Below are 23,113 nucleotides of genomic sequence, written 5' to 3' on the forward strand. Positions count from 1 at the left end.
TCCGCGTAAAGGGGGCACATGTTGCCAAATCGTTTCCCCGTCCCGCCCCGGGCCGGGTCCTACCGCCCCAGGCAAGAGCGATGAAGACCGACCTGACCGAGCTGCGCATCCGCCACATGCGCCATCTGCGCCGCTCCGCGCGGGTCACCACGGCCCAGTGGCGGCGCAAGATCGTCTATTGGGCGGCCGCGATCCTGGTCGGCCTGGTGGCGGTGGGTTTCGCCGCCGCGGCGGATCAGGCCGCCGCCCTGCGGACCCGCATGATCGCCTGGGACCCGTGGATCATGCTGGCGATCACCCCGGCCGGCCTCGCGCTGTCCAGTTGGCTGACCCGCACCTGGTTCCGCGGCGCGCAGGGCTCGGGCATCCCCCAGACCATCGCGACCCTGCATCTCGATGATTTCGCCGTCGTCGACCGGCTGCTGTCGCTGCGCATCGCCTTCGGCAAGATTCTGCTGACCACGCTGGGCCTGCTGGCCGGCGCCTCGATCGGGCGCGAGGGCCCGACCGTGCAGGTCGGCGCCGCGATCATGCACGCGTTCGGACGCTGGCTGAACCTGTCGGCGGTGGGGATGCGGCGCGGGCTGATCCTGGCCGGCGGCGCCTCGGGCGTCTCGGCCGCCTTCAACACGCCGCTGGGCGGGATCGTCTTCGCGATCGAGGAACTCAGTCACTCCTTCGAACAGCGCACCAGCGGCACGATGCTCACCGGCGTCATCCTGTCCGGCGTCACCGCCATCGCGCTCATCGGCAACTACACCTATTTCGGCCATACCGACGTCGTGGTGCCGATCGGCATCAGTTGGATCGCCGTGCTCGCCTGCGGCATCCTGGGCGGCCTCAGCGGCGGCGCCTTCTCCGCCATCCTGATCCGCAGCGCCTCCGGCCTGCCCGGCCTGCTGGGCCGCTTCGTCACCCGCCAGCCCGTGGCCTTCGCGGCACTCTGCGGCCTGATCCTGGCGATCATGGGCCTGGCATCGGGCGGCATCACCTACGGCACCGGCTACGCCCAGGCGCGCGAGATCATCGCCGGCCAGACCCACTACCCGGCCTCGTTCTTCATCCTGAAATTCATCGCCACCATCGTGTCCTACTGCTCGGGCATCCCCGGCGGACTGTTCGCGCCGTCGCTGGCCATCGGGGCGGGGATCGGCGGCTGGGTGGCGCAATACCTGCCCCACACCACGCCGGGCGCGGTCGTGCTGCTGGGCACGGTGGCCTATTTCTCCGCCGTCGTGCAGGCTCCCCTGACCGCGACCGTCATCGTGATGGAGATGTGCGACAACCAGCAGGTCACCCTCGCCCTGCTGGCGACGTCGTTCCTGGCCTACGCGGTCTCGCGCATGGTCTGCGGCCACTCGCTCTACAGCGCCCTGGCCGAGAAATTCCTCGTGGTGGTGGAAAGCACCGCCGAACCGATCGCCGAGGCCACGACGCCGCCGCGCGTCCCCGCCGTCACCGGCCCGTAAGGGGGACAGGCTCCCTCACGGGCCCGCCCTTCACTTCGACGCCAGGTCCACGATCCCGATCTGCCCGTCTTCGGTGCCGAACCCCAGCGCGCTGCCGTCGGGGCTGAAGGCCAGGGCCGAGACCGCACCGCCCCCGCCGCCACGCACCGGCAGCACGCGCTGCGCCGCCGCATCCTCCAGCAGGATCGTGCCGTCGGCGAACCCGGCCGCCACGATCTCATGCACCGGATGGCATGCGACCCGCCGGCAGATCACCCCCGGCAGCCCCGCCAGTTCCGAGGGCGGCTTGCCCATCGGGCCACCCCCGAAGAACGGCCACATCACCACGCTGTCGGCCCCCCCGGTCACCAGCCACTTGCCAGTGCGCGAGAACGCCATGGACTGCACCTTCGCCGGATAGCCGCTCATGCGCATATTGTGCCCGTCCGACAGGCGCCAGCCATGCAGGTCGTTTTCCTGCATGGCCGTCACCAGCGCCTCGCCGCCCGGGTGGATGGCGATTCCGGTATGGCTTCCCTTCCAGTCCAGCCGCCGGGGCGTGTCGACCTTGGCATGCACGAACCACAGCGACGCGCCGTTGTAGTGCGACGCCGCGATCCGCTTGCCCTTGGCGTCGAAGACGATGCCGCTGACGGTCGAAGGATGCTCCAGCACCTTCAGCGTCCGCGTACCCGCCGCGTCGCGCAGTTCCACCTGCTTGCCCGCGGCAAAGGCGATCACCCCCGATTTGCCGTCCGACCAGCTTGCCACATGCTCGATCCAGCGCCGGCCGCGCGCCAGGTCCGTGACCGCCCCGTCCGCGCCGACCCGGCGCAACGCGCAATCGTCCCCGCCGGTCAGGAACCCGCCCGGTGCTGCATCGGGCGCCAGGGACAGGATCGCGCCGTCATGCACCGTCCGCACCTGCCAGGCCGCGGCATCGCCGAAATCCTCCCGCGCGGCCAGGACGACGTCGCCCTCGCCGGTCGCGAACGCGAAACGCCGGCTGTCACGCGACGCCGCGCAGGCCGTCACATGCCCGTCCACGCCGCGCACCGCCCCGCGCGTCTCCAGCAGCCCCGCCGGCACGCCCCGATCGGCCACCTTGCCGCTCATCGTATCGCTCATTGCGCGCGGCAGCTTTCAAAACCCCGGCGCAGGCGCGGGCGATTGAGGTTCCGGCCGATGAAGACCAGCCGCGATTCCCGCGCCTCCCCCTCCTTCCACGGCCCGATGAACCCGCCATCGGCCATCATGTGCACCGCCTGGAAGGCAAAGCGCCGGTCTTCGCCCGCATAATTCAGGATTCCCTTGGCCCGCAGGATATCCGCCCCCTGCTCCTGCAGCAGCGCCCCGATCCAGGCCTGGAACTTCGCCGCATCCAGCGGCTCCTCCACCGCATACGAGACCGAGGTCACGTTCTCCTCATGCGCATGGCTGGTATCCTCCAGGAAGCGCGGCGCATGCTCCAGCGCCCGCTGCAGGTCGAACCCGCCCTGGTCCAGCACGTCGGTCAGCGCCACGCCGCCCCGCTGCGCCCGATGCAGCCGCGCCACCGCGTTGATCGTGCGGATGCGCGCCTCGATCGCCGCCAGCCCCGCCTCGTCCACCAGATCGACCTTGTTGAGGATGATCACGTCGGCGAACGCGATCTGGTTCACCGCCTCGGGGCTCTCGTCGAGCGTCTGCAGAACGTTCGCGGCATCGACGACGGTGACCACCGCATCCAGCCGCGTCCTGCCCCGCACATCCTCGTCGACGAAGAATGTCTGCGCGACCGGCGCGGGATCGGCCAGCCCGGTGGTCTCGACGATGATGCCGTCGAACTTCACCCGCCGCTTCATCAGGCTGCCCAGGATGCGGATCAGGTCGCCCCGCACCGTGCAGCAGATGCAGCCGTTATTCATCTCGAACACTTCCTCGTCGGCATCCACCACAAGGTCGTTATCGACGCCCAGCTCCCCGAACTCGTTGATCACGACGGCATATTTCCGCCCATGCTCCGCGGTCAGGATATGGTTGAGCAACGTGGTCTTCCCGGCCCCCAGAAAGCCGGTCAGCACCGTCACGGGCACCAGGGCGTCGCGATTCGCCTGCTGGGTTTCAGACATGTCGTCTCCTGTCCATGCATCCATCGATGCCTGCATATAGGCCCGCCGGCGCGCCCGTCCCATCCCCCCGGCCCCGGAAAGTCGTATTTCAAAGTCGCCCCGACCCCACCCAGAAGGCGACCTCACCCCGACGGCACCGCCTCCTCCAGCACCCGCCGCCGCAACGCCTCCAGCCGCATCCGCGCCGCCGGCCGGTCGAATGCCTGCACCCGCGCCAGCCCGCGCGCCGAGAATTCCGCCCGTTCCTCCGGCGATCGCGCCAGCCTGCGGATCGCCGCCGCCAGCATCGCCGGCGGGTCCGGCTCCGCCTGCAGGGCCGCCTCGCCGACCACGTCCGGCAACCCGCCGCGCGGCGCGACGATCAGCGCCGCCCCGCCCGCCATCCCGTCCAGCGCCACCACCCCGAACGGCTCCGGCCACCGGCTGGGCACCACGAGGATGGCGGCCCGCGCCATCGCCTCGGCCACCCGGCGATGCGGCAGATAGCCCGCCAGTTCCACCCCGGCCGCCCGCGCGGCCGGCCGCAACGCCGCCAGGAACGGGGTCTCGGGCGAATCCGCCCCGAACCGGTCCGCCCCGATCATCACCGCCCGCCAGCCCGGCAGCTCCGGCAGCACCATCCCGCACGCGGCGACGAAGGAATCCGCCCCCTTGTCCGCCACCACCCGCCCGGCGAACAGGATCACCCGCTCGCGCGCCTCGGGCGGCAACGGCGCCGGCAGCGATGCCAGGTCGATGCAGTTGGCCGCCACCTCCACACGACCGGCCAGATCCGCCCCCCCGGGCACGTCCTCGGACACGCCATCCAGGAACCGCCCCCGCACCCAGTCGGACACCGCCACCACCCGCATGCGCCGCGCGATCGCCGCGCGCTGCCCCGGCGTGCGCGCGCCGCGCATCGCCGGCGGATCGTTATGCAGGAACAGGACCATCCTCATCCGGGGAAAGCACCGCGCCAGCGCCCAGGCGATATCCGGCCGGTTGTGGATTTCCAGCACCTCCGGCCGGATCTCGCGCACCAGCCGCGCCACCCCGGCGGCATAGCGCCCCGCGCCGCCCAGCGCCCCTCCACGCAACGCCCCGCCGATCGGCAGCCAGACGCGCGGCACCGCCCGGAACGCCACGTCCGCGAACGGATCGTCCACCGCCGCCCCGACCACCAGGTCCCCGGCACCGGCCAGGCGATGCACCAGCAGGCCGATCACCCCGCTGCACCCGGGCGCGAAACGCTCGCGCGGCGGCAGCACGGTCATCACCCTCGGCACGGCCATCAGGTCATCATACCACGGATTCGTAACGATCCAGCCGCCAGGCGTCCGGCTCGCGCGCCGCCTCGTCATACCAGCGCACCATCAGCGGATGGGTCCGCACCGACGCCGCATACCCCGCCACCACCGGCGACAGGATGACGTCATAGGACAGGAACCGCGCAATCACCGGCGCATACATCGCATCGGCGACCGTCAGTTCGTCCCCGAACAGGTACGCCCCCCCGGCGCTGAACGCCGCCCGGGTCTCCGACAGGATGGCCTCGATCCGCGCGACGTCGTCGCGCACCGCGTCGGACAGGCCGTCGGCCAGCCCCTGCGCCACCCGCCCCAGATTCATCGGCAGCGCCGCGCGCAGCGCCCCGAAACCGGCATGCATCTCGGCCGCGATGCTCCGCGCATGCGCCCGCGCCGCCCGCTCCCGGGGCCACAGGGACGGCGCGATCTCCGCGCAATATTCGCCGATCGCCAGGCTTTCCCAGACCCGCGCACCACAATGCTCCAGATAGGGCACCAGCCCGTTCGGCGACACCGCCCTGATCCCCGCCGTGCCCCCGCCGCCGGCGATCGGGATCAGCACCTCTTCCACGTCCAGCCCGGCCAGATGCACGACCAGCCAGCCGCGCAGCGACCAGGACGAATATCGCTTGGTGCCGATGACCAGCCTGCCATCCGCCATGCCCGTCTCCTCCCCGCTCCGGCGCCGCCGCCGGAGGTAAACGTAAACGCCGAATGAACGCTGCCGAACGAACGCTCAGGCCGCGCCGGGCGCGCGCCGGCGGATGAACCCGCCGCCCAGCACGCGGGTCCCGTCATACAGCACGCAGGCCTGGCCCGGCGCCGGCATCGCCGGCTCGTCCAGGACCACCGCGGCACCGTCCTCCGTCCGCCGCACGACCGCCGGCCGCGCCGCCTCGCGCGCGCGGATCTGCACCAGGCAGCGCAGATCGCCCGCAGGCGGGTCGATCAGCCAGTTCACGTCGCGCAGCGCCAGGTCGCGCACCGCGCTGCCCGCGCGCGGGCCGACCACCACCCGGCGCGAGGCGGGCTCGATGCCCACCACCATCTGGCGCGCCCCGTCGCGCATCGCGGCCTGGCCCAGCCGCCGGCTCTGCCCGACCGTAAAGCGGGTCACCCCCTCATGCCGGCCGACCACCTGCCCCGCCGCGTCCACGATCTCGCCCCCGCCCGCCATCTCGGGGCGCAGCGCCTCGACCAGGTCGGCATAGGACCCGTCGGGAACGAAGCACAGGTCCTGGCTGTCGGGCTTGGCCGCGACCGACAGGCCGAACCGCGCGGCCTCGGCGCGCACCGCATCCTTGTCCGGCATGTCGCCCAGCGGAAAGCGCAGGAACTCCAGTTGCCGCCGGGTGGTCGCGAACAGGAACCAGGACTGGTCGCGCCCGGCATCGACCGGGCGGTGCAGTTCCGGCCCGTCCGGCCCCTCGACGCGGCGGACATAATGCCCCGTCGCCATCGCCTCGGCCCCCAGGTCGCGCGCCATGCCCAGCAGGTCGGTAAACTTCACCCCCTGGTTGCAGGCCACGCACGGCACCGGCGTCTCGCCGCCGGCATAGGCATCGGCGAAGGTCTCGATCACGCTCTCGCGGAACCGGCTCTCGGCATCGATGACATAGTGGGGGATGCCCAACCGGTCGGCCACCCGGCGCGCATCGTGGATGTCGCGCCCGGCGCAGCACGCGCCCTTGCGCGCGCTCTGCCGCGAATCATAGAGCTGCAGCGTCGCGCCCACGACCTCGTGCCCTTCGGCGACCAGCCGTGCCGCAACCACGCTGCTGTCCACGCCGCCCGACATGGCGACCATGATCCGCATGGGCCGTCCCCCTTCCTTTCTTCCGTCAGGCCGTGCGCGGCAGGCGCACGACCAGCCCGTCCAGGGCCTCGGTCATCACGATCTGGCAGCCCAGGCGCGACGTCTTCTCCAGGCCGAAGGCCAGGTCCAGCATGTCTTCCTCGTCCTCGGTCGGCGCGGCCAGCTTCGCCGCCCAGTCCGGATCGACGACGACATGGCAGGTGGCGCAGGCCAGCGACCCCTCGCACGCGCCTTCCAGGTCCACGCCGTGCTTGTGGGCGATCTCGAGGACCGAAAGCCCGATCGGCGCGTCCACCTCCCGGCGCGTCCCGTCGCTGTCGATGAAAATCATATGCGGCATGTCTCTGTCCTGGCCGTGTCGTCGTGGGTGGCATGCGCGGCCGCTCCCGATCCCGCCGCGCGCGCATCCGCCACCGCCCGGCACAGGATCGCGGCCGCGCGATCCATATCGGCGGGTGAGGTATAGCGTCCCACCGCCAGACGCAAGCTCCGCGCCGCCTGCGCCGCGTCCAGCCCCATCGCCGTCAGCACATAGGACGGCGCCAGCTCGGCCGAGGAACAGGCCGACCCGGTCGACAGGCACAATTCCGGCGCATGGGCGATCACGTCCAGCGCCCGCACGTCCGCGAAGCGCAGGTTCAGGTTGGACGGCAGCCGGTGCGCCATCGACCCGTTGACCGTCACGCCCGGCTCCGCCGCCACCAGGCGGGCCAGGAACCGGTCGCGCAGCGCCGCCAGGCGCCGCCCCTCCTCCAGGCGCAGAGCGCGCGCCAGCCGGCAGGCTTCGCCGAACCCCACCAGCAGCGGCGCCGGCAGGGTGCCCGACCGCAGCCCGCGCTCCTGCCCGCCGCCGGAAAACAGCGGCGCCAGCCGCACCCGCGGCCGCCGGCGCACATACAGCGCCCCCACCCCCTTGGGTCCGTACAGCTTGTGCGCCGACACCGACGCCAGGTCCAGGTCCATCGCCCGGACATCCAGCGCGATCTTGCCCGCCGCCTGCGCCACGTCGCTGTGCAGCAGCGCCCCCGCCGCCCGCACGATCGGCGCCAGCGCCGCCAGGTCGTGCAGCACCCCGGTCTCGTTGTTCGCGGCCATGATGCTGACCAGCAGGGTCGGCACCGCCAGCGCGTCCCGCAGCGTCCCGGGGTCCAGCCGCCCGTCCGCCCCGACCGGCAGGATCACCGGCTCGAACCCCTCGTCCGCCAGGTCACGCACCGATTCCAGCACGCATTTATGCTCGGTCGCCACCGTGACGACCCGCCGCCGCGCATCCCCCCGCGCCGCCAGGAACCGCACCGCCCCCTTGATGGCGATGTTGTTGGCCTCGGTGGCGCCCGAGGTGAACACGACCTCCCGGCTGTCCGCGCCCAGCAGCGCCGCGACCGCGTCCCGCGCCGCCTCGACCGCGTCATGGGCACGGCGCCCCAGCACATGGTCGGCGCTGTGCGGATTGCCAAACGATTCGGCGAACCACGGCATCATCGCCGCCATCACCGCCGGATCGCAGGGCGTGGTGGCCTGGTAATCCAGATAGAGGGGCCCCATCGCCGCACCGCCGCTCATGCCCGCTTCATTCAGGCCCGCTTCATTCAGGCCCGCTTCATTCATGCCCGCGTCGCTCATCCCTGCTTCCTCTCCGCCACGATCCCCGCCGCCGCGCGCGGCGCCAGCCGCCCCGCCATCGCGGCATAGGCGGCGATGAACGCCGCGACATCCGCCTCCCGCACGTTCCAGGGCAGCGACACGCGGATGGCCTCCCCCGCCAGCGCGCCCAGCCCCATCGCCTCCAGCACGTGCGAGCGCGCCACCTTGCCCGACGAACAGGCCGACCCCGCCGACACCCCGAACCCGGCCAGGTCCAGCGCGATCAGTTGGGTCTGCGCCGCCCGCCCGGGCAGCGCCAGCGCCGTGGTGTTGGGCAGGCGCGGCGCCCCCGCCCCGCAGATTACCGCGCCCGCCTCCCGCGCCGCCGCGTCGATCGCATCGCGCAGCCCGGCCTGGCGCGCGGCTTCGTCCGCCAGCCCGGCCACCGCCTCGCCGGCCGCGACCGCCATCGCGGCGATCGCCGGCAGGGCCTGCGTGCCGCCGCGCCGCCCCAGCTCCTGGCCGCCGCCCGCGATCAGCGGCGGCAGCACCCGGGTCGCCTCCCCCGCCAGCAGCAGCGCGCCCGCCCCCTTCACCCCGCCGAATTTATGGCCGGACACCGCCAGGCTGTCGGCCCCCAGCGCGGCCAGGTCCACGGCGATCCGCCCCGCCGCCTGCACCGCGTCGACATGCAGCAGCGCCCCATGGGCCCGGCACAGGCGCGCCGCCTCGGCCACCGGCTGGATCGTGCCCACCTCGTTGTTCGCCAGCATCAGGCACACCAGCGGCGGCGCCCCGGCCCGCGCACGCGCGGCCAGCATCCGCTCCAGCACGTCCAGCCGCGCCACGCCCCGTTCATCGACCGGAATGACGGTCCCGGACCCCGGACTCGCCGAATCGTCCCCCCTCCCGTCGCTTCCCGTCCTGTCGCCTCCCGCCGCCGCCCGCACCGCGTCATGCTCGACGGCCGAGGCCAGGACCGGCCGGCCGGCACCCAACCCCGCGATCGCCAGGGCGTTCGCCTCGGTCCCGCCCGCGGTGAAGACGCAATTGTCGGCCCGCGCGCCGAACAGCCCGGCCAGACGCTCCCGCGCCGATTCGAGGACCGCCCGCGCCTCCCGCCCCGCCCGATGGACCGATGACGGGTTGCCCGCCAGGGCGGCCACGCGATTCAACTCGGCCAGCGCCGCCGGGCGCACCGGTTCCGACGCATTCGCATCGAAGTAGAAAAAATCACGCTCCATGGCCGACATCCTGCCCGCGACATTCTCCGAAACGGCCGCCCCGCCCTGCGTGCCGGGCCGCCATGTCGAATGTTAAAGACGATTTATCTGGTAATTGGCGATTCCGGATCGCTATATACAGTCCGAAACCGAACGGTCAGCCTACGGCGCAGCGTGCGGCCGGGCCGGGTGTTCGAGACATGTTTTCAGGGCCGGAGCGTCTCGCGCCCGACGGGCTTTCGTCGGACCGGGCTCAGGAAGGTCTGAAAAAGGGATACTGGACTATGACCATGCCGCGCAGGAAGTCAACCGGCCCTCTCGCCGATGTTCCGTCCGGCTTCCAATGACAACCCCCTGACGGAAACCGAGACGACGGAAACCGTGACGGACGACGTCGCGTCCCACGCCTGACGCCGCCGCCGCGCGGCGCGTCCTCCACCCCCAGCCACGATGCCGGTCCGGCCGCGACGGTTCCGGATCGCATGGTCCACGCGCCCTTCCGGCCCGGCGCGGACCACGCATGTTTTTCTTCGCCGTGCGGATGACGGGGCATCGCCATCCGCACGGCACTCACAGTAACGGTCCCGCCGCCATGCCCTGCGGCGCGGGACTCACATTGCGGGATTTGTATGCCAGAGGTCATGTTCGCCGGCCCCGACGGCCGCCTGGAAGGACGCTACCATCATTCGAGCGCGCCGAACGCGCCGCTCGCCCTCGTCCTCCATCCCCACCCGCTGCATGGCGGCACCATGAACAACCGCATCACCTATGCGATGTATCGTTCGTTCGAGAAGATGGGTTTCTCGGTCATGCGGTACAATTCGCGCGGGGTGGGCCGGTCACAAGGCCGCTATGACGGCGGCATCGGCGAGATTTCCGACGCCGCGGCGGCGCTCGACTGGATGCAGATGGTCAACCCGAACGCCGGCGGGCTGTGGATCGCCGGCTATTCCTTCGGCGCGTTCGTCGGCATGCAGCTCCTGATGCGCCGGCCGGAAATCACCGGCTGGATCAGCGTCGCCCCGCCCACCAACTATTACGATTTCGGCTTCCTGGCCCCCTGCCCCTGCGGCGGGCTCATGATCGCCGGCGATTCCGACGACATGGTGCCCGAGCCCGCGGTGCGCAAACTGGTCGACAAGCTGAACACCCAGAAGGGCGTTTCGGTCGATTACCGCATCTTCGCCGGGGCCGACCACATCTACGCCAACCACGCCGACCAGGTGGCCGAGGCGCTGGAAGACCACGTGACCACCATCATGTCGCGCACCAGCCTGGCGCTGGCCGCCGACTGACCCGCCGCGCCGGGGCGGCATCCCCGCTCCGGCGCATCTCCTGGTTCGTCCCCACTGGTTCATGCCCCCACTGGTTCGTGGCCTGCCGGTTCATGTCCCGCATCGGGCGTGCTACAGGGGCACCGGGCCCTCGCGGCCCGCAATTCCCCCGGCCCCGCCGGGTGCCCCCCGCCGGGCGCCCCCCACCGGGTGCCACGAACCAGAGTGACCCGATTATGCCCAACAGCGATTTCCTCCGGGAAGCCGAAGCGCGCGGCTTCATCTTCCAGTGCACGGACATGGAGGCCCTGGACGCCGCCATGCGCGCGGGACCGGTAACGGGCTATATCGGCTTCGACCCCACCGCCGACAGCCTGCATGTCGGCAGCCTGATCCAGATCATGATGCTGCGCCTGATGCAGAAGCACGGCCACCGGCCGGTGGCGCTGCTGGGCGGCGGCACGGCGCGGATCGGCGACCCCTCGTTCCGCGAGGAAGCGCGCCAGCTCATGACCGAACAGACGATCGCCGCCAACCTGCTGGGCATCGAGGGCTGCCTGCGCCAGTTCCTGCGCTTCGACGGCCCGGACGGCGCCATCCTGGCCAACAACGCCGACTGGCTGGACCGCCTGTCCTATATCGAGCTGCTGCGCGACGTGGGCGTGCATTTCTCGGTCAACCGCATGCTGTCCTTCGATTCCGTCCGCTCGCGCCTCGACCGCGAACAGGGGCTGACCTTCCTGGAATTCAACTATTCCATCCTGCAATCCTACGATTTCCGCCAACTGAACCGCACGTACGGCGTGACCCTGCAGATGGGCGGCTCGGACCAGTGGGGCAACATCGTCTCGGGCATCGACCTGGTGCGCCGCACCGAACAGAAGCAGGTCTTCGGCCTGACCACCCCGCTGCTGACCACCGCCTCGGGCGCCAAGATGGGCAAATCCGCCCGCGGCGCCGTCTGGCTGTCGGCGGCGCGCCTGCCGGTCTTCGAATATTGGCAGTTCTGGCGCAATGTCGAAGACGCCGATACCGGCCGCTTCCTGCGCCTGTTCACCGACCTGCCGCTCGACGAATGCGACCGCCTGGCCGCCCTGGGCGGCGCCGAGATCAACGAGGCGAAGAAGATCCTGGCGACCGAGGCCACCGCGCTGTGCCACGGCCGCGCCGCCGCCGAGGAAGCCGCCGAGACCGCCCGCCGCACCTTCGAGCAAGGCCAGGCCGCCGCCGCCCTGCCCGGCACGACGATCCCCGCCGCCCAGCTCGCGGCAGGCATCCCGGCCTTCCGCCTGTTCGCCGAGGCCGGCCTGGCCGCCAGCAACGGCGAGGCCAGGCGCCTGATCCGCGGCGGCGGCGCGCGCATCAACGACGCGACCGTGCAGGACGAAGGCCAGGTGGTCGGCACCGCCGACCTGACGGACGGCGCCATCAAACTGTCCTCCGGGCGCAAGCACCACATCCTGGTACGCCCCGCCTGAAAGCCTGCCCGGGACTGCACGCTGGCGGTGGTCCGACGCGCGTTTTCTGCGCTCCGATGCTCATGGCCATCAAGGCCACTCCGCTTCGGTGCTCGAAAACACACGCCGGGCGCGGCCCTGCGGGCCGCTCCCACGCACCAGCGCACAGTCCCGGACAGACTTTCGCCCGAACCTGCCAAACGGCGCCCGCCCGCCTCGCGGCGGCCGCCGTTCAGGACATCACCGCATCCATCTCCACCCATACCGCCCCGTCCCGCACCCGGCAGGCGAATCGCGGCACGCGGCAATCCGGGTTCGCCACCCCGTCCGGGCCGACATGGCGACCGGCCGCGTCGAACGCCCACAGATGGAACGGACAGACCAGGCGCCCGGCCTCGACATGCCCGGCCGACAGGCGCGCGTCGCGATGCGGGCACCGGTCGGCGAAGACGCGCGGCGCCCCGTCGGCCGCGATCCACACCACCAGCCCGCGATCGCCGGCCACCACCCGGCGCGGCCCATCCTGCACGTCCGCCACCGCGCACAGCCGGACGTCCTCCACGGTTCGGCCGCAATTCTCCGTCATATCCTCCGGCCCGACACGCCCCATCACCACTCCCCCACCATATCTCCACCCGACATGGTTCCCCCTGGCATAGTTCCCGTTGGCATGATTCCTCGGCGCCCATCGCCTGTTGCCTATCGCTCGCCAAGCCGCCACGCTAGTGTCCTGCCCGAGAAATTCTTATGAGAATTTCTCGGATCAGCAGGCCACTAAAATATTGATTCTAGTGTCCTTTCGATTCCAAAATTCGCTTGCGAATTTCGGAATCAGGACACTAGCGTCCCGATTCCTTCCCGGCGGCCGCGGCGGGCAAGATTGCGCCGTGCCGGGGTGATAACAGAACAGACAGGATGGCCGGCGTCATGACTTTCACATCCCCCCACGACAGGCTGCTCGACCGGCTGGGCGAGGTCGCCGTCCGGATCGGCCTGAACGTCGCCCCGGGCCAGCAGGTGGTGATCACCGCGCCGCTCGACGCCGTGCCCCTGGTGCGCCGGATCACCGAGCACGCCTATCGCGCCGGCGCCTCGCTGGTCACCCCGCTCTTCTCCGACGACGCGATGACGCTGGCGCGCTTCCATTACGCCCCCGACGCGGCGTTCGACGTCGCGGCGGGCTGGCTGCATGAGGGCATGGCCCGCGCCTATCGCGAAGGCGCCGCGCGGATGGCGATCACCGGCGCCAATCCCGTGCTGCTCAGCCAGGAAGACCCCGACCGCGTCGCCCGCGCGAACAAGGCCACCTCCCTGGCCGGCCGCCCGGCGATGGAACTGATCACCAGCTTCGCCACCAACTGGAACATCGTCGCCTGCGCCACCCCGGCCTGGGCCGCCCAGGTCTTCCCCGACGACGCGCCGGACCGCGCCCTGGCCCGGCTGTGGGATGCCATCTTCCTGGCCTCGCGCGTCACGGTGGACGATCCGGTGGCGGCCTGGGCCGAGCATAACGCGGCGCTGCACCGGCGCGCGGACTGGCTCAATGCGCGGCGCTTCGCGGGGCTGCATTTCACCGGCCCCGGCACCGACCTCACGGTCGGGCTGGCCGATGGCCATCTCTGGGCCGGCGGCTCCGAACCGGCGCAGAACGGCATCGTCTGCAACCCCAACATCCCGACCGAGGAAGTCTTCACCACCCCGCACGCGCTGCGGGTCGACGGCCATGTCCGCGCCACCAAGCCGCTCTTCCACCAGGGCACGCTGATCGACGGCATCGCCGTGCGGTTCGAAGGCGGCCGGATCGTCCAGGCCCAGGCCACCCAGGGCCTGGCGGTGCTGGAACGCATCCTGGCCACCGACGACGGCGCCCGCCGCCTCGGCGAGGTCGCGCTGGTGCCCCATTCCTCACCGATTTCGCAAAGCGGCGTGCTGTTCCGCAACACGCTGTTCGACGAAAACGCATCCAGCCACATCGCGCTCGGACAGGCTTATACCAAGTGCATGCTGGATACTGACGGCCAGACGCCGGAACAGCTCGCGGCCCGCGGCGCCAACAGCAGCTTCATCCATATCGACTGGATGATCGGCTCGGCCGAAATCGATGTGACCGCCATCACCCGCGATGGCGGACGCGAACCCCTGATGAAACACGGCGAATGGGTCAACACGCCATGAATAGACACGTACCGTTCCTCGCGGCCGCCCTGGCCGCCGCGATCCCCGCCGCCGCGATGGCCCAGATGGGAGGCCAGCAGATGGGGGGCCAGCAGACGGCTCCCCAGCAAATGCCGCCCCAGCCGACCGCCGCCCAGCAGGCCGCCTTCCAGCGCGACATGCAGGCGGCCGCGCGATACCCCCTGCCCGCCGACTTCCTGCCGCGCATGACCGACACGATCCGCGCGATCCAGGCCGCCGGCATCAACCCGCCGAACGCCCCCAACCTGTCGCTGGACGAGACGATCGCGCGCACCGCCGCCATCCCGGGCCTGCAGCCCATCCTGTCCGCGCACGGCTTCACCCCGCGCGACTTCGTGCTGGGCATCACCGCCTTCGGCCTGACCCAGGCCCTGATCCAGCAGCCCCCGCCACCCGAAGCCCACGCCCCCACCCCCAACCCGGCCAACGTCGCGCTGATCCGCAACAACCCCCAGCAGGCCCAGGCCCTGATGCAGGCCATGGGCGGCCCCGGCCAGCAGGGCGGCCAATAGAACCCGCGCGCCGGCCGGGTGCCCCCCAAGGATGGCACAACCCGGCCGGCACCATCCGGGCGCTGCCCGAACCCGGCAGGGACCGCGGGTCCCTGCACCCTGATTCGTTGAAATTTAAGCGGCGAAAATTTCAGCGGCCCGAATCAGCGGCCCAAGAAGCTCGGACGGGATGAGGCAATCAAAGGATCAGGACAGGCGCAGCAGACTCGCAACCAGGATGTCCTCATCCACATCCGGCCAATGGATCCCCTTGCCGCGCCCGATGAACCGCCAGCGAGACCTTTGCTCCGACGACGCATCGCGCAGACGCGGGAACCATTCGAGAGGGACGGAAAGCTCACGCCCATCCGCCATCACGACATGAAGAAGATCGCTGTCCGTCCAAACGTCCGTGGCGGTCGGATCAAACCTGGCTGCCGAAATGGGCATCCCATGCCTCCCTGAACATGTCCTTATGCGTGGCAACGAGCCCGCGCAGCTTGGTGAGTTCGTGTGACCTGAACCCATCATTCATTGCCAGGGCGACAGGTCCGAGCCAGTATTTCGCAACGTTTTCCCCCGCTTCGACATGGATATGCGGCGGTTCGTTGCCTTCCATGCTGTAGAAGAAGAACCGATAGCCATCAATCCGCAGGACCGTAGGCATTCAGGCTCGGCCTCCGTCCGACGAAATCCGCTCCGGCACCGATTCCTTTGCGGCAAGCAGGCCGCCTTCAACCAGCCACCGGATTGCTCGACTGCCATGTTTGACGCGATGGTCAAATTGGGAGTTCTCACTGCACTTCCAGGTTCCGGTCGGCAAGGAGACGATCTTTCAGACAATGAAATCAGATTAATCCAATAGATTTATATATAGCGCTTACGCCCCCCGGCGTCACGCATCCCGCGCCACGCCGTCCGAAGCCCGCTCCGCCGCCGGCGCCGTGTCCGCTCCCGTCGCCGTTCCAGCCAGCAGCGCCTCGACCGCCCCGGCGATCACCACCCGCTCGTCATAGCGCGCCAGCGCGCGCTGCCGCCCGGCCGCGCCCATCTGGCGGCGCAGCGCCGCGTCGCGGACCAGCCGGTTGAGCGACCGTCCCAGCGGCGCCGCCTCGCCCGGCGGCACCAGCAGGCCGGTACGCCCGTTCACCACCTGCTCGCGCGGGCCGCGAATATCGGTCGCCACCACCGGCAGGCCGCTCAGCATGGCCTCGATCACCGACATCGGCAGGCCCTCGAAATGGCTGGGCAGGGTAAAGATGTCCGCCGCCGCCAGCAGCGCCGGCACATCCCCCCGATAGCCCACGCAAAGCAGCCGGTCGCCCAGCACCTGCCGCGCCCGCGCGAACGCCGCGTCCAGCGCCGCCCCATGGTCCGACGCCAGGCGCTCGCCCACCACCCACAGCATGGCGCCCGGCACCTGCTCCATCGCCTCCAGCAATTCCGGATAGCCCTTGTGCCGCACCAGCCGCGACACGGCGATGATCACGACGGCATCCTCGGGCACGCCCAAGTCGGCACGGATCCGCGCCCGCGCCTCGGGATCGGGGCGGAAGCGGGCCGGATCGCGCCCGTTACCCACGGCCTCCGCCGCCGGATGGATATGCAGCCGCCGCGCGTCCTCGGCCTCCTGCCGCGACACGGTGAAATACCGGTGGGTGATCCGCCCGGCCAGCCATTCCAGCACCAGCGCCAGCCCGCGCCGCGCGACCGGCCCCGGCTGGTTGAACAGAAAGCCGTGGCAGGTATAGGCAATGCACGGCACGCCGCACAGCCGCGCGGCCAGCCGCGCCAGCAGGCCGCTGATCGGCATATGGGCATGGACGATGTCCGGCCGCTCGCGCCGGATCAGCCCGATCAGCGCCCCCAGCGCCCGCGCCTGCGCAACGGGCGAGAAGGACCGCGCCATCGGCACCATCTCGACGCGAAACCCCTCCCCGCGCACATCGGCCAGCAGCGGCCCATCCGCACAGACGCCCACCACCTCATGCCCCGCCGCACGCAACCCGCGCATCAGGGGCAGAAGGAAATGCCGCAACGAGAAATCGACGTTCGTGACTTCCAGAACCTTCATGCCACGGGGTCTTCATCACCCCCGGCCCAACGGCGCGCGCCTCCAGGCCCCGAAAACGCGCACCGGACCACCGCCGGCACACAACCCCGAACAGCAAGTCTCAGATCCCGCCCAGACACGCGGGCAGGCAAGCCAGAGTGCCGAGCAGCTTCACGGAAGGCGCATGTTTCCGGGAGCCGAGCGGCCCTGCCGGCCGTGGGCACCGAAGCGCAGGATACGCGTGCAGGACGATGCGCCGCCGGTTCGCAACCTCGGCTGGAGCCTCTCAGATCCTGTCCGGAAATGTGGGCTGGTGAGCGAGAGTGCCGCAGAGCGGCACGGAAGGCGTGCGTTTCCAAGCATCGGAGCGGAGCGGTCCCGCCGGCCGTGGGCACCGAAGCGCAGGATACGCGTGCAGGACGATGCGCCGCCAGTTCGCAACCTCGGCTGGAATCTCTCAGATCCTGTCCGAAAATGTGGGCTGGTGAGCGAGAGTGCCGCAGAGCGGCACGGCCGGCGTGCGTTTCCGAGCATCGGAGCGGAGCGGCCCTGCCGGCCGTGAGCACCGAAGCGCAGGATACGCGTGCAGGGCGATGCGTCGCCAGTTCGTAACCTCGGCTGGAACCTCTCAGATCCTGTCCGGAAATGTGGGCTGGTGAGCGAGAGTGCCGCAGAGCGGCACGGCCGGCGTGCGTTTCCGAGCATCGGAGCGGAGCGGCCTTGGGGCCGTGAGCACCGAAGCGCAGGAAACGCGCGTCGGATCGCCGCCAGCCCGCATTTCCGGACAGGATCTCAGGCATCGGCCCGCCCTAGCGCCCATCGCACGACCTGGCGGGTCCGCTCGCCGGATGCCGGCGCAGGGGGCAGCGCGGTCCGCGCGCCCTGCGTCGCCAGCCCCGCATCCCCGGACGCACCGCCCGCCGCCGCCGAGGCGGGGGCGGCATCCTTGCCTGCCCCGTCACCCATGGCGCCTCCGGGGGCACCTTCGGGCCCCGCGCCACCTTGCACGGCAGCACCCTGCCCGGCATCTCCCCGCCCGGCATCCGCCCGCCCGCTCTCTCCCGACACGCCGTCCTCGGCCGCACCGTCGCCGGGCCGAACCCGGACGACGATCTGCCGCGTCCACTCGGGCGTCCCCTCGGGGCAGTAGACGCTCTCCTCCACCCCCACCTCGCCGCCATCGGCGCGAAACCGCCAGGGCTGGCCGCCCACGTCCAGCACGACCATCTGGCCGTCCGCGTCCCATTCCACGCCGACCTGCGGATGCAGGTGGAAACGCAGCACGAAGGATTGCAGCCGCTCGCCCTCGACGATCTCCTCGCCGCGCAGGTCGGCGCCGCCATCGCCCAGATACAGCCGCCGCCGCCAGGACGCGCCGAAGGGCGCATGGTACCCGTCATGCGACAGGTCCAGCCAGTGGGCGCCGTCCTGGGCCATCTGCTCGGCCGTCACATGGGCCGGTCGGCGCCGGATGCCGCTCGGGCTGTCCGCAGTGCCCGGCCCGATGTCCGACGACGAACTCTCCTCCAGCACCAGCAGCGAATGCGCGGCGCTCTCGCGCAGCGCGCGGCGCCATTCGGGCGTCTCGCCCGTCCCGCAATTCACGATCACCCGCTGCCGCGCCACCGAGAATTCGAAGGACAGCGTGCCGGCATGCGCCTCGCCGTCGAATCCCGGCGCCGGCGGCAACCCCGCATCGACCAGCAGCAGCGACCGCCCGACCTGCAGGCGGATGAACCCGCCATCCGGCATCGCGCCGGCCACCACCCGGGTCCGCGTCGATTGCGACAGCACCATCTCGATCATCGCCACGCTGCCGGCATGGCTGCCGTTGAACAGCGCCAGCCTGCCGTCGCCATGACGCAACGCCCGCAGCACAGGGCTCATCCGGTCCAGCGCCAGGGCCAGCGAATCGGGCACGCCGATCTGCGCTGCCTGCAGCATCGCGCGCATTTCCGCCAGTTCGCGCAGCGCCAGAAGCTGGATCTCCGGGCTGCGCTGCACATGGCAGCCGTCCTGCGCCACCTGCCGCGACAATTCGCCGTCGATATAGCGCAGGAAACGCGCCAGGAAGCCGCTATGCTCCGGCATCGCGATCGCCGCCGCCAGCAGCCCCTTGAAGGCGGCCAGCGCGCGCCAGTCATGGCTCTCGGGCGGCACCAGAGCGGCCAGGGTCCGCCCCTCGGCCAGCAGCCGCTGCATCAGGCGCTGGCGGAAGGCGTCGTCGGCCGACGCGGCGAAGAAATCGTAATGGCCCAGCCACGACGCCAGCCGCGTGCCCGTCACCGCGCAATCACGCACCATCGGGTCGGTCGGCGGATGCGCCAGCCAGTCATTGACCAGCGTGCGGGCCTGCAGGCGCGCCGCATCGGTCCCGACCGCGCGCAGGTCGCGCAGCCAGGCAAACCCGTGCAGATAGCTGCGGAAGCGCTCGGGATAGGACCCGTCCTCCCACCGTCCGGGGCCGATCCGCCGCGTGACCCCGGCAAAGGACAGCATCCCCTTGACCAGTTGGCTGCCCGCCAGCGGATCGCCCGGCCACAGATCGCGGACGGCATGAACCGGCGCCGGGGGAACCCGTCCCAGCCCGGCGAGGGAAGGCAGGCGCGCCAGCGATAGACGCGCGTCCTGGCTCCAGCGACGCAGGACCATCAGGCCCCTTTCATCCCGCGATGTCCGGCCGCACCCATCGCGGCCGGCCGTCCGTCATCATTCATCCGGCGATCTTCACATCCGGCATTCTTCATCCGGCACCCGTCTCATCCGGCACCCGTCAGGGCACTCATTCGGCGCGGCGGCCCGCCGCGCGCAGGGCCGCGATCGCCCGCCCGTAATCCGGCTGGCCATAGACCGACGTCCCGGCCACCAGCATGTCCGCGCCCGCCGCGGTCGCCAGCGCGGCGGTCTCGACATCCACCCCCCCGTCAACGCCGATCCGGATATCCCGCCCCGTTTCGTCCGCCATCCGGCGCAGGGTGCGGATCTTGGGCAACTGGCTGGCCAGGAATTTCTGGCCGCCGAATCCGGGGTTGACCGTCATGACCAGGATGACGTCCACCAGGTCCAGCACCTCGGCCACCGCCTCGGGCGGCGTGGCCGGGCACAGCGCGATGCCGGGCTTCACCCCCAGCGCACGGATCTGCTGCAAGGTCCGGTGAGTATGCGGCCCGGCCTCGATATGGACATGGATATGGTCCGCCCCCGCCTTGGCGAACATCTCCAGATACGGATCGACCGGCGCCATCATCAGGTGCACGTCGAACACCAGGCTGGTCTGCGGGCGCAGCGCCTGGACCAGTTGCGCGCCGAAGGACAGGTTCGGCACGAAATGGCCGTCCATCACGTCCAGATGCAGCCAGTCCGCCCCGCCTCGTTCGACGGCGATGACCTCCTCGGCCATGCGGGAAAAATCAGCCGACAGGACGCTGGGCGCGACCAGGGGGGGGAATTGAGCAGCCATGGCGCAATGTAACAGGAAATCACCGGGCGCGCGCAAGCCGTCGCATGCGTCCGCGCCCCCTTCGCGGATCACGATCCGTCACGGACCACGACCGCCCCGCCCATGGCCGCCCAGGCCGGCACGGCTCGGCCCGCGTCTGCGGTCTCGCCGCGCGGCCTAAGCCCGGCGGAACCGCGCGGCGAAGAACCCGTCCATACCGCCCTGCTCCGCCCACATCCCCGGATGGGTGCGCAGCCAGCCCTCCGGCGTCAGCGCCTCGGGCAGGAAGGCCAGCTCCTCCGGGGTAAACGGATCGGGCCGCAATCCCATCGCCTCGGCCGCCCGCGCGCGCTGCGGCCCTTCCTCGGGCTGCAGCGAACAGACGGCATAGACCAGCCGCCCGCCCGGACGCAGCATGTCGCGCGCCGCCGCCAGCAGCCGGTCCTGCCCCTCGGTCAGAGCGGCCAGGTCGCGCGGCCGCTTGATCCACAGCACGTCGGGGTGGCGCCGCGCCGTCCCGGTGGCCGAACAGGGCGCGTCCAGCAACACGGCGTCCAGCGGCGATTCGGGCCGCCAGGCCGCCGCGTCCCCCAGCACGGTCGCGACCCGCCCCATTTCTCCTGCTCCCTGCTCTCCTACCCCCTGCCCGGCCAGCCCCAGCCGCTCCAGGTTCTCGCGCAGCCGCGCCATCCGCCCCGGTTCGCGCTCGATCGCCGTCACCGCCGCGCCGGCCAGCGCCAGTTGCGCGGTCTTGCCGCCCGGCGCCGCGCACAGATCGGCGATTCGCTCCCCCGGCCGCGCCGCCAGCAGCCGCGCGGGCAGCGCCGCCGCCGCGTCCTGTACCCAGAACGCCCCCTCGGCATAGCCGGGCAATTCGGCCACCCGCGTGCCGGCCGGCAGCCGCACGGTCCCACCGGGCAGCCCGACTCCGCCGGGCGGGGGTTCGGCGCCCGGCCGCAGGGTCAGGTCCAGCGGCGCCTCGCGCCCCAGCGCCTCGGCCACCGGGCGGGCCAGGTCGCCCCAAGCGCTCCACAGCCAGGGCGGCACGTCCAGCCGCGCCTGGTCCAGCCCGTCCAGGGCGGCCGGGCCGGCCTGCGACACCCGGCGCAGCACGGCATTGACCAGCCCGGCGAACGGCGCCAGCCCGCGCCGCCGCGCCAGCGACACCGACGTGCCCACCGCGGCATGGGCCGGCGTGTCCAGGAACAGGATCTGCGCCACCCCGATCAGCAGCACCACCCGCACCGGCAGGGGCGGCTCCTTCTTCAGGAAGGGCTCCAGCACCATGCCGGCCGTGCCCATGCGGCGCAGCACCGTCGCGGCCAGCCGGTGCGCGGCGGCGCGGTCGCGCGCATCCGCCCCCCGCGCCGCCGGCGACTGCTCCAGGCCGGTCTCCAGCATGCGCCGGTGCTCCAGCACCCCCAGGACGATGTCGAAGGCGATGTCCCGCGTGGGATCGGCTCCAGCCCCAGCGCCAGTCCCAGTTCCGGCACCAGCTCCGGACCCGGCACGGGCGCCCCGCCCTGCCCGCGCCCCCGCGTCCGCCCCGGCCGCTGCCCCTGCCACCGCCTTGCCGTTCCCGCGCGCTGCACCCTGCTTCATGATCCGTCCGGCCTGCCTGTCCCTGGTCCATCCCGCGACGCGCGGACCCGGCCGGCGCCATTCGCCGGTGCTGATCGCACGCCCGCCGCCGCGCCGCCAGCCCCCGCGCGGCATCCCCCGGGGCATGGCGGCGCATGGCCGGCCACGAATCCCGCCCCCGCACCCTTGACCGGCGGCCGCCCCGGCCCAACCGTAGCACCCATGACGCCATCGCCCCCTTCCGCCCCGCCGCCGCCCGCAGCCGATACCGGCAGCGGCATCCCCATCGATGCCGGCGCCATTGCGTCCAACCTGGCCGAAATCCGGGCGCGGATCGTCCGGGCCGCCCTCGGGGCCGGGCGCGATCCCGCCGCCGTCACCCTTGTCGCGGTCTCGAAATTCCATCCGCAGGCCGCCGTCCTGGCCGCCCTGCACGCGGGACAGATGGCGTTCGGCGAGAACCGCGTGCAGGAAGCCGCGGCGAAATTCCCGCCCCTGCGCGCCGGCTGGCCCGCCATGCGGCTCCACCTCATCGGCGGGCTGCAGACCAACAAGGCGCCGGATGCCGTGCGGATCGCCGACATGATCGAAAGCCTCGACCGGCCGGCCCTGGCCGACGCGCTGGCCCGCGCGGCCGACCGCGCCGGCCGGCTGCCCGACCTGCTGGTCCAGGTCAATACAGGGGACGAGGCCCAGAAATCCGGCGTGCCCCGCGCCCGGGCCGACCAGTTCATCGCCGATTGCCGCCGCCGGTTCGGCGACGCGGTGCGCGGCCTGATGTGCATCCCGCCCGCCGGCCACGACCCGGCCCCGCATTTCGCCTATCTCGCGGCGCTGGCGCGGGCCCACGGCCTCGCAACCCTGTCGATGGGCATGTCGGCGGATTTCGAGGCCGCGATCCGGGCCGGCGCCACGCATGTCCGGGTGGGCAGCGCGATCTTCGGCGCACGGCCGCCCGCGCCCGTCGCGCCAAATGGCGCGCCTGCTGACATGACCACGCCGAACGGCGCGCTCGTCGACATAACCGCGCCGAACGGCGCGCCCGCCGGCATGACCTCCCAGCTTGCCGCCCCCCAAGCATGACGCTATGCGATGAGCAGGCCCCACGATGCACCGCCCTTCATATCCGGCCCTGACCGCCCTCCAGACCGCCT

21 protein-coding genes are annotated in these 23,113 nt (G+C 71.4%); 6 read left to right on the forward strand and 15 right to left on the reverse strand.

The window, feature by feature from the left end; all coding sequences use genetic code 11:
• The first annotated feature begins 80 nt into the window (after positions 1 to 80).
• Positions 81 to 1,469 carry a chloride channel protein gene (locus AAC691_RS04885; protein ID WP_408906057.1) on the forward strand — a complete coding sequence of 463 codons (1,389 nt, stop codon included), beginning with the start codon at positions 81 to 83 and terminating at the stop codon, positions 1,467 to 1,469.
• 30 nt (positions 1,470 to 1,499) lie between these two features.
• Here AAC691_RS04885 and AAC691_RS04890 read toward each other — a convergent pair whose 3' ends face one another.
• The 8 genes from AAC691_RS04890 to AAC691_RS04925 all read right to left on the reverse strand — a co-directional run bounded on the left by AAC691_RS04890 (position 1,500) and on the right by AAC691_RS04925 (position 9,498).
• Positions 1,500 to 2,564: a WD40 repeat domain-containing protein gene (locus AAC691_RS04890; protein ID WP_408906058.1), complete on the reverse strand. Its 1,065-nt coding sequence runs from the start codon at positions 2,562 to 2,564 to the stop codon at positions 1,500 to 1,502.
• Between the two features lie 8 nt (positions 2,565 to 2,572).
• A complete protein-coding gene (locus AAC691_RS04895; RefSeq protein ID WP_342629143.1) occupies positions 2,573 to 3,559 on the reverse strand; it encodes a GTP-binding protein in 987 nt (328 codons plus the stop codon).
• A 122-nt stretch (positions 3,560 to 3,681) separates the two neighbouring features.
• The gene (locus tag AAC691_RS04900; RefSeq protein WP_342629144.1) at positions 3,682 to 4,830 is read right to left on the reverse strand and encodes a glycosyltransferase family 4 protein; all 1,149 of its coding nucleotides are present in this window, start codon (positions 4,828 to 4,830) and stop codon (positions 3,682 to 3,684) included.
• Positions 4,831 to 4,837: 7 nt separating this feature from the next.
• Positions 4,838 to 5,506: a glutathione S-transferase gene (locus AAC691_RS04905; protein WP_342629145.1), complete on the reverse strand. Its 669-nt coding sequence runs from the start codon at positions 5,504 to 5,506 to the stop codon at positions 4,838 to 4,840.
• A 75-nt stretch (positions 5,507 to 5,581) separates the two neighbouring features.
• Entirely contained in the window at positions 5,582 to 6,661 is a 1,080-nt protein-coding gene (gene mnmA / locus AAC691_RS04910) for a tRNA 2-thiouridine(34) synthase MnmA (protein ID WP_342629146.1), read from the reverse strand.
• Between the two features lie 25 nt (positions 6,662 to 6,686).
• Positions 6,687 to 7,001, reverse strand: coding sequence for a ferredoxin family 2Fe-2S iron-sulfur cluster binding protein (locus tag AAC691_RS04915; protein ID WP_176641461.1), 315 nt, complete (start codon positions 6,999 to 7,001; stop codon positions 6,687 to 6,689).
• On the reverse strand, positions 6,989 to 8,206 hold the full coding sequence (locus AAC691_RS04920; protein WP_342630152.1) for an aminotransferase class V-fold PLP-dependent enzyme: 1,218 nt from the start codon (positions 8,204 to 8,206) through the stop codon (positions 6,989 to 6,991). The genes AAC691_RS04915 and AAC691_RS04920 overlap by 13 nt, the downstream gene beginning before the upstream one ends.
• A gap of 74 nt (positions 8,207 to 8,280) precedes the next feature.
• A complete protein-coding gene (locus AAC691_RS04925) occupies positions 8,281 to 9,498 on the reverse strand; it encodes a cysteine desulfurase family protein (RefSeq protein WP_408906059.1) in 1,218 nt (405 codons plus the stop codon).
• A 599-nt stretch (positions 9,499 to 10,097) separates the two neighbouring features.
• Between AAC691_RS04925 and AAC691_RS04930 the strand changes: the two genes are divergently transcribed.
• Together AAC691_RS04930 and tyrS are read left to right on the forward strand one after the other, a co-directional pair.
• Positions 10,098 to 10,763, forward strand: coding sequence for an alpha/beta hydrolase (locus tag AAC691_RS04930; protein ID WP_323991418.1), 666 nt, complete (start codon positions 10,098 to 10,100; stop codon positions 10,761 to 10,763).
• Between the two features lie 215 nt (positions 10,764 to 10,978).
• Positions 10,979 to 12,220, forward strand: coding sequence for a tyrosine--tRNA ligase (gene tyrS, locus AAC691_RS04935; protein ID WP_342629148.1), 1,242 nt, complete (start codon positions 10,979 to 10,981; stop codon positions 12,218 to 12,220).
• 211 nt (positions 12,221 to 12,431) lie between these two features.
• Here tyrS and AAC691_RS04940 read toward each other — a convergent pair whose 3' ends face one another.
• The gene (locus AAC691_RS04940) at positions 12,432 to 12,785 is read right to left on the reverse strand and encodes a Rieske 2Fe-2S domain-containing protein (RefSeq protein WP_342629149.1); all 354 of its coding nucleotides are present in this window, start codon (positions 12,783 to 12,785) and stop codon (positions 12,432 to 12,434) included.
• Positions 12,786 to 13,126: 341 nt separating this feature from the next.
• Here AAC691_RS04940 and AAC691_RS04945 point away from each other — a divergent pair, with 341 nt between their 5' ends.
• Together AAC691_RS04945 and AAC691_RS04950 are read left to right on the forward strand one after the other, a co-directional pair.
• Positions 13,127 to 14,374 (forward strand): aminopeptidase, encoded by a 1,248-nt coding sequence (locus AAC691_RS04945; RefSeq protein ID WP_342629150.1) that lies wholly within the window; start codon positions 13,127 to 13,129, stop codon positions 14,372 to 14,374.
• Positions 14,371 to 14,907 (forward strand): hypothetical protein, encoded by a 537-nt coding sequence (locus AAC691_RS04950; protein WP_342629151.1) that lies wholly within the window; start codon positions 14,371 to 14,373, stop codon positions 14,905 to 14,907. The genes AAC691_RS04945 and AAC691_RS04950 overlap by 4 nt, the downstream gene beginning before the upstream one ends.
• Positions 14,908 to 15,093: 186 nt before the next feature.
• On the opposite strand, the gene AAC691_RS04955 is transcribed toward AAC691_RS04950, so the two are convergent.
• The 6 genes from AAC691_RS04955 to AAC691_RS04980 form a co-directional block, all read right to left on the reverse strand.
• Positions 15,094 to 15,336: a DUF2442 domain-containing protein gene (locus tag AAC691_RS04955; RefSeq protein WP_342629152.1), complete on the reverse strand. Its 243-nt coding sequence runs from the start codon at positions 15,334 to 15,336 to the stop codon at positions 15,094 to 15,096.
• Positions 15,311 to 15,553: a DUF4160 domain-containing protein gene (locus tag AAC691_RS04960; RefSeq protein WP_342629153.1), complete on the reverse strand. Its 243-nt coding sequence runs from the start codon at positions 15,551 to 15,553 to the stop codon at positions 15,311 to 15,313. The genes AAC691_RS04955 and AAC691_RS04960 overlap by 26 nt, the downstream gene beginning before the upstream one ends.
• A 228-nt stretch (positions 15,554 to 15,781) precedes the next feature.
• Positions 15,782 to 16,960, reverse strand: a complete 1,179-nt coding sequence (locus tag AAC691_RS04965; RefSeq protein WP_342629154.1) for a glycosyltransferase family 4 protein — start codon at positions 16,958 to 16,960, stop codon at positions 15,782 to 15,784.
• A 771-nt stretch (positions 16,961 to 17,731) separates the two neighbouring features.
• Positions 17,732 to 19,591, reverse strand: coding sequence for a heparinase II/III family protein (locus AAC691_RS04970; RefSeq protein WP_342629155.1), 1,860 nt, complete (start codon positions 19,589 to 19,591; stop codon positions 17,732 to 17,734).
• 130 nt (positions 19,592 to 19,721) lie between these two features.
• Positions 19,722 to 20,399, reverse strand: a complete 678-nt coding sequence (rpe, locus tag AAC691_RS04975) for a ribulose-phosphate 3-epimerase (protein ID WP_342629156.1) — start codon at positions 20,397 to 20,399, stop codon at positions 19,722 to 19,724.
• 156 nt (positions 20,400 to 20,555) lie between these two features.
• Complete coding sequence (locus AAC691_RS04980; protein ID WP_342629157.1) at positions 20,556 to 22,106, reverse strand: transcription antitermination factor NusB; 1,551 nt, start codon at positions 22,104 to 22,106, stop codon at positions 20,556 to 20,558.
• A gap of 75 nt (positions 22,107 to 22,181) precedes the next feature.
• Between AAC691_RS04980 and AAC691_RS04985 the strand changes: the two genes are divergently transcribed.
• Positions 22,182 to 23,042 carry a YggS family pyridoxal phosphate-dependent enzyme gene (locus AAC691_RS04985; RefSeq protein WP_342629158.1) on the forward strand — a complete coding sequence of 287 codons (861 nt, stop codon included), beginning with the start codon at positions 22,182 to 22,184 and terminating at the stop codon, positions 23,040 to 23,042.
• Positions 23,043 to 23,113: the final 71 nt, after the last annotated feature.

The organism is Nguyenibacter vanlangensis, assembly GCF_038719015.1.
Lineage (GTDB): Bacteria > Pseudomonadota > Alphaproteobacteria > Acetobacterales > Acetobacteraceae > Gluconacetobacter > Gluconacetobacter vanlangensis.

Excerpts from the sequence above, each read along its gene's own strand:
- AAC691_RS04900 (WP_342629144.1), bottom strand. The coding sequence starts at position 4,830 with ATGGCCGTGCCGAGGGTGATGACCGTGCTGCCGCCGCGCGAGCGTTTC.
- AAC691_RS04950 (WP_342629151.1), top strand. The coding sequence starts at position 14,371 with ATGAATAGACACGTACCGTTCCTCGCGGCCGCCCTGGCCGCCGCGATC.
- AAC691_RS04955 (WP_342629152.1), bottom strand. The coding sequence starts at position 15,336 with ATGCCCATTTCGGCAGCCAGGTTTGATCCGACCGCCACGGACGTTTGG.
- AAC691_RS04940 (WP_342629149.1), bottom strand. The coding sequence starts at position 12,785 with ATGACGGAGAATTGCGGCCGAACCGTGGAGGACGTCCGGCTGTGCGCG.
- AAC691_RS04920 (WP_342630152.1), bottom strand. The coding sequence starts at position 8,206 with ATGGGGCCCCTCTATCTGGATTACCAGGCCACCACGCCCTGCGATCCG.
- mnmA (WP_342629146.1), bottom strand. The coding sequence starts at position 6,661 with ATGCGGATCATGGTCGCCATGTCGGGCGGCGTGGACAGCAGCGTGGTT.
- AAC691_RS04965 (WP_342629154.1), bottom strand. The coding sequence starts at position 16,960 with ATGAAGGTTCTGGAAGTCACGAACGTCGATTTCTCGTTGCGGCATTTC.
- AAC691_RS04930 (WP_323991418.1), top strand. The coding sequence starts at position 10,098 with ATGCCAGAGGTCATGTTCGCCGGCCCCGACGGCCGCCTGGAAGGACGC.
- AAC691_RS04895 (WP_342629143.1), bottom strand. The coding sequence starts at position 3,559 with ATGTCTGAAACCCAGCAGGCGAATCGCGACGCCCTGGTGCCCGTGACG.
- AAC691_RS04945 (WP_342629150.1), top strand. The coding sequence starts at position 13,127 with ATGACTTTCACATCCCCCCACGACAGGCTGCTCGACCGGCTGGGCGAG.
- AAC691_RS04925 (WP_408906059.1), bottom strand. The coding sequence starts at position 9,498 with ATGTCGGCCATGGAGCGTGATTTTTTCTACTTCGATGCGAATGCGTCG.
- AAC691_RS04905 (WP_342629145.1), bottom strand. The coding sequence starts at position 5,506 with ATGGCGGATGGCAGGCTGGTCATCGGCACCAAGCGATATTCGTCCTGG.
- tyrS (WP_342629148.1), top strand. The coding sequence starts at position 10,979 with ATGCCCAACAGCGATTTCCTCCGGGAAGCCGAAGCGCGCGGCTTCATC.
- AAC691_RS04985 (WP_342629158.1), top strand. The coding sequence starts at position 22,182 with ATGACGCCATCGCCCCCTTCCGCCCCGCCGCCGCCCGCAGCCGATACC.
- AAC691_RS04890 (WP_408906058.1), bottom strand. The coding sequence starts at position 2,564 with ATGAGCGGCAAGGTGGCCGATCGGGGCGTGCCGGCGGGGCTGCTGGAG.
- AAC691_RS04980 (WP_342629157.1), bottom strand. The coding sequence starts at position 22,106 with ATGCCCCGGGGGATGCCGCGCGGGGGCTGGCGGCGCGGCGGCGGGCGT.
- AAC691_RS04970 (WP_342629155.1), bottom strand. The coding sequence starts at position 19,591 with ATGGTCCTGCGTCGCTGGAGCCAGGACGCGCGTCTATCGCTGGCGCGC.
- rpe (WP_342629156.1), bottom strand. The coding sequence starts at position 20,399 with ATGGCTGCTCAATTCCCCCCCCTGGTCGCGCCCAGCGTCCTGTCGGCT.
- AAC691_RS04915 (WP_176641461.1), bottom strand. The coding sequence starts at position 7,001 with ATGCCGCATATGATTTTCATCGACAGCGACGGGACGCGCCGGGAGGTG.
- AAC691_RS04885 (WP_408906057.1), top strand. The coding sequence starts at position 81 with ATGAAGACCGACCTGACCGAGCTGCGCATCCGCCACATGCGCCATCTG.
- AAC691_RS04960 (WP_342629153.1), bottom strand. The coding sequence starts at position 15,553 with ATGCCTACGGTCCTGCGGATTGATGGCTATCGGTTCTTCTTCTACAGC.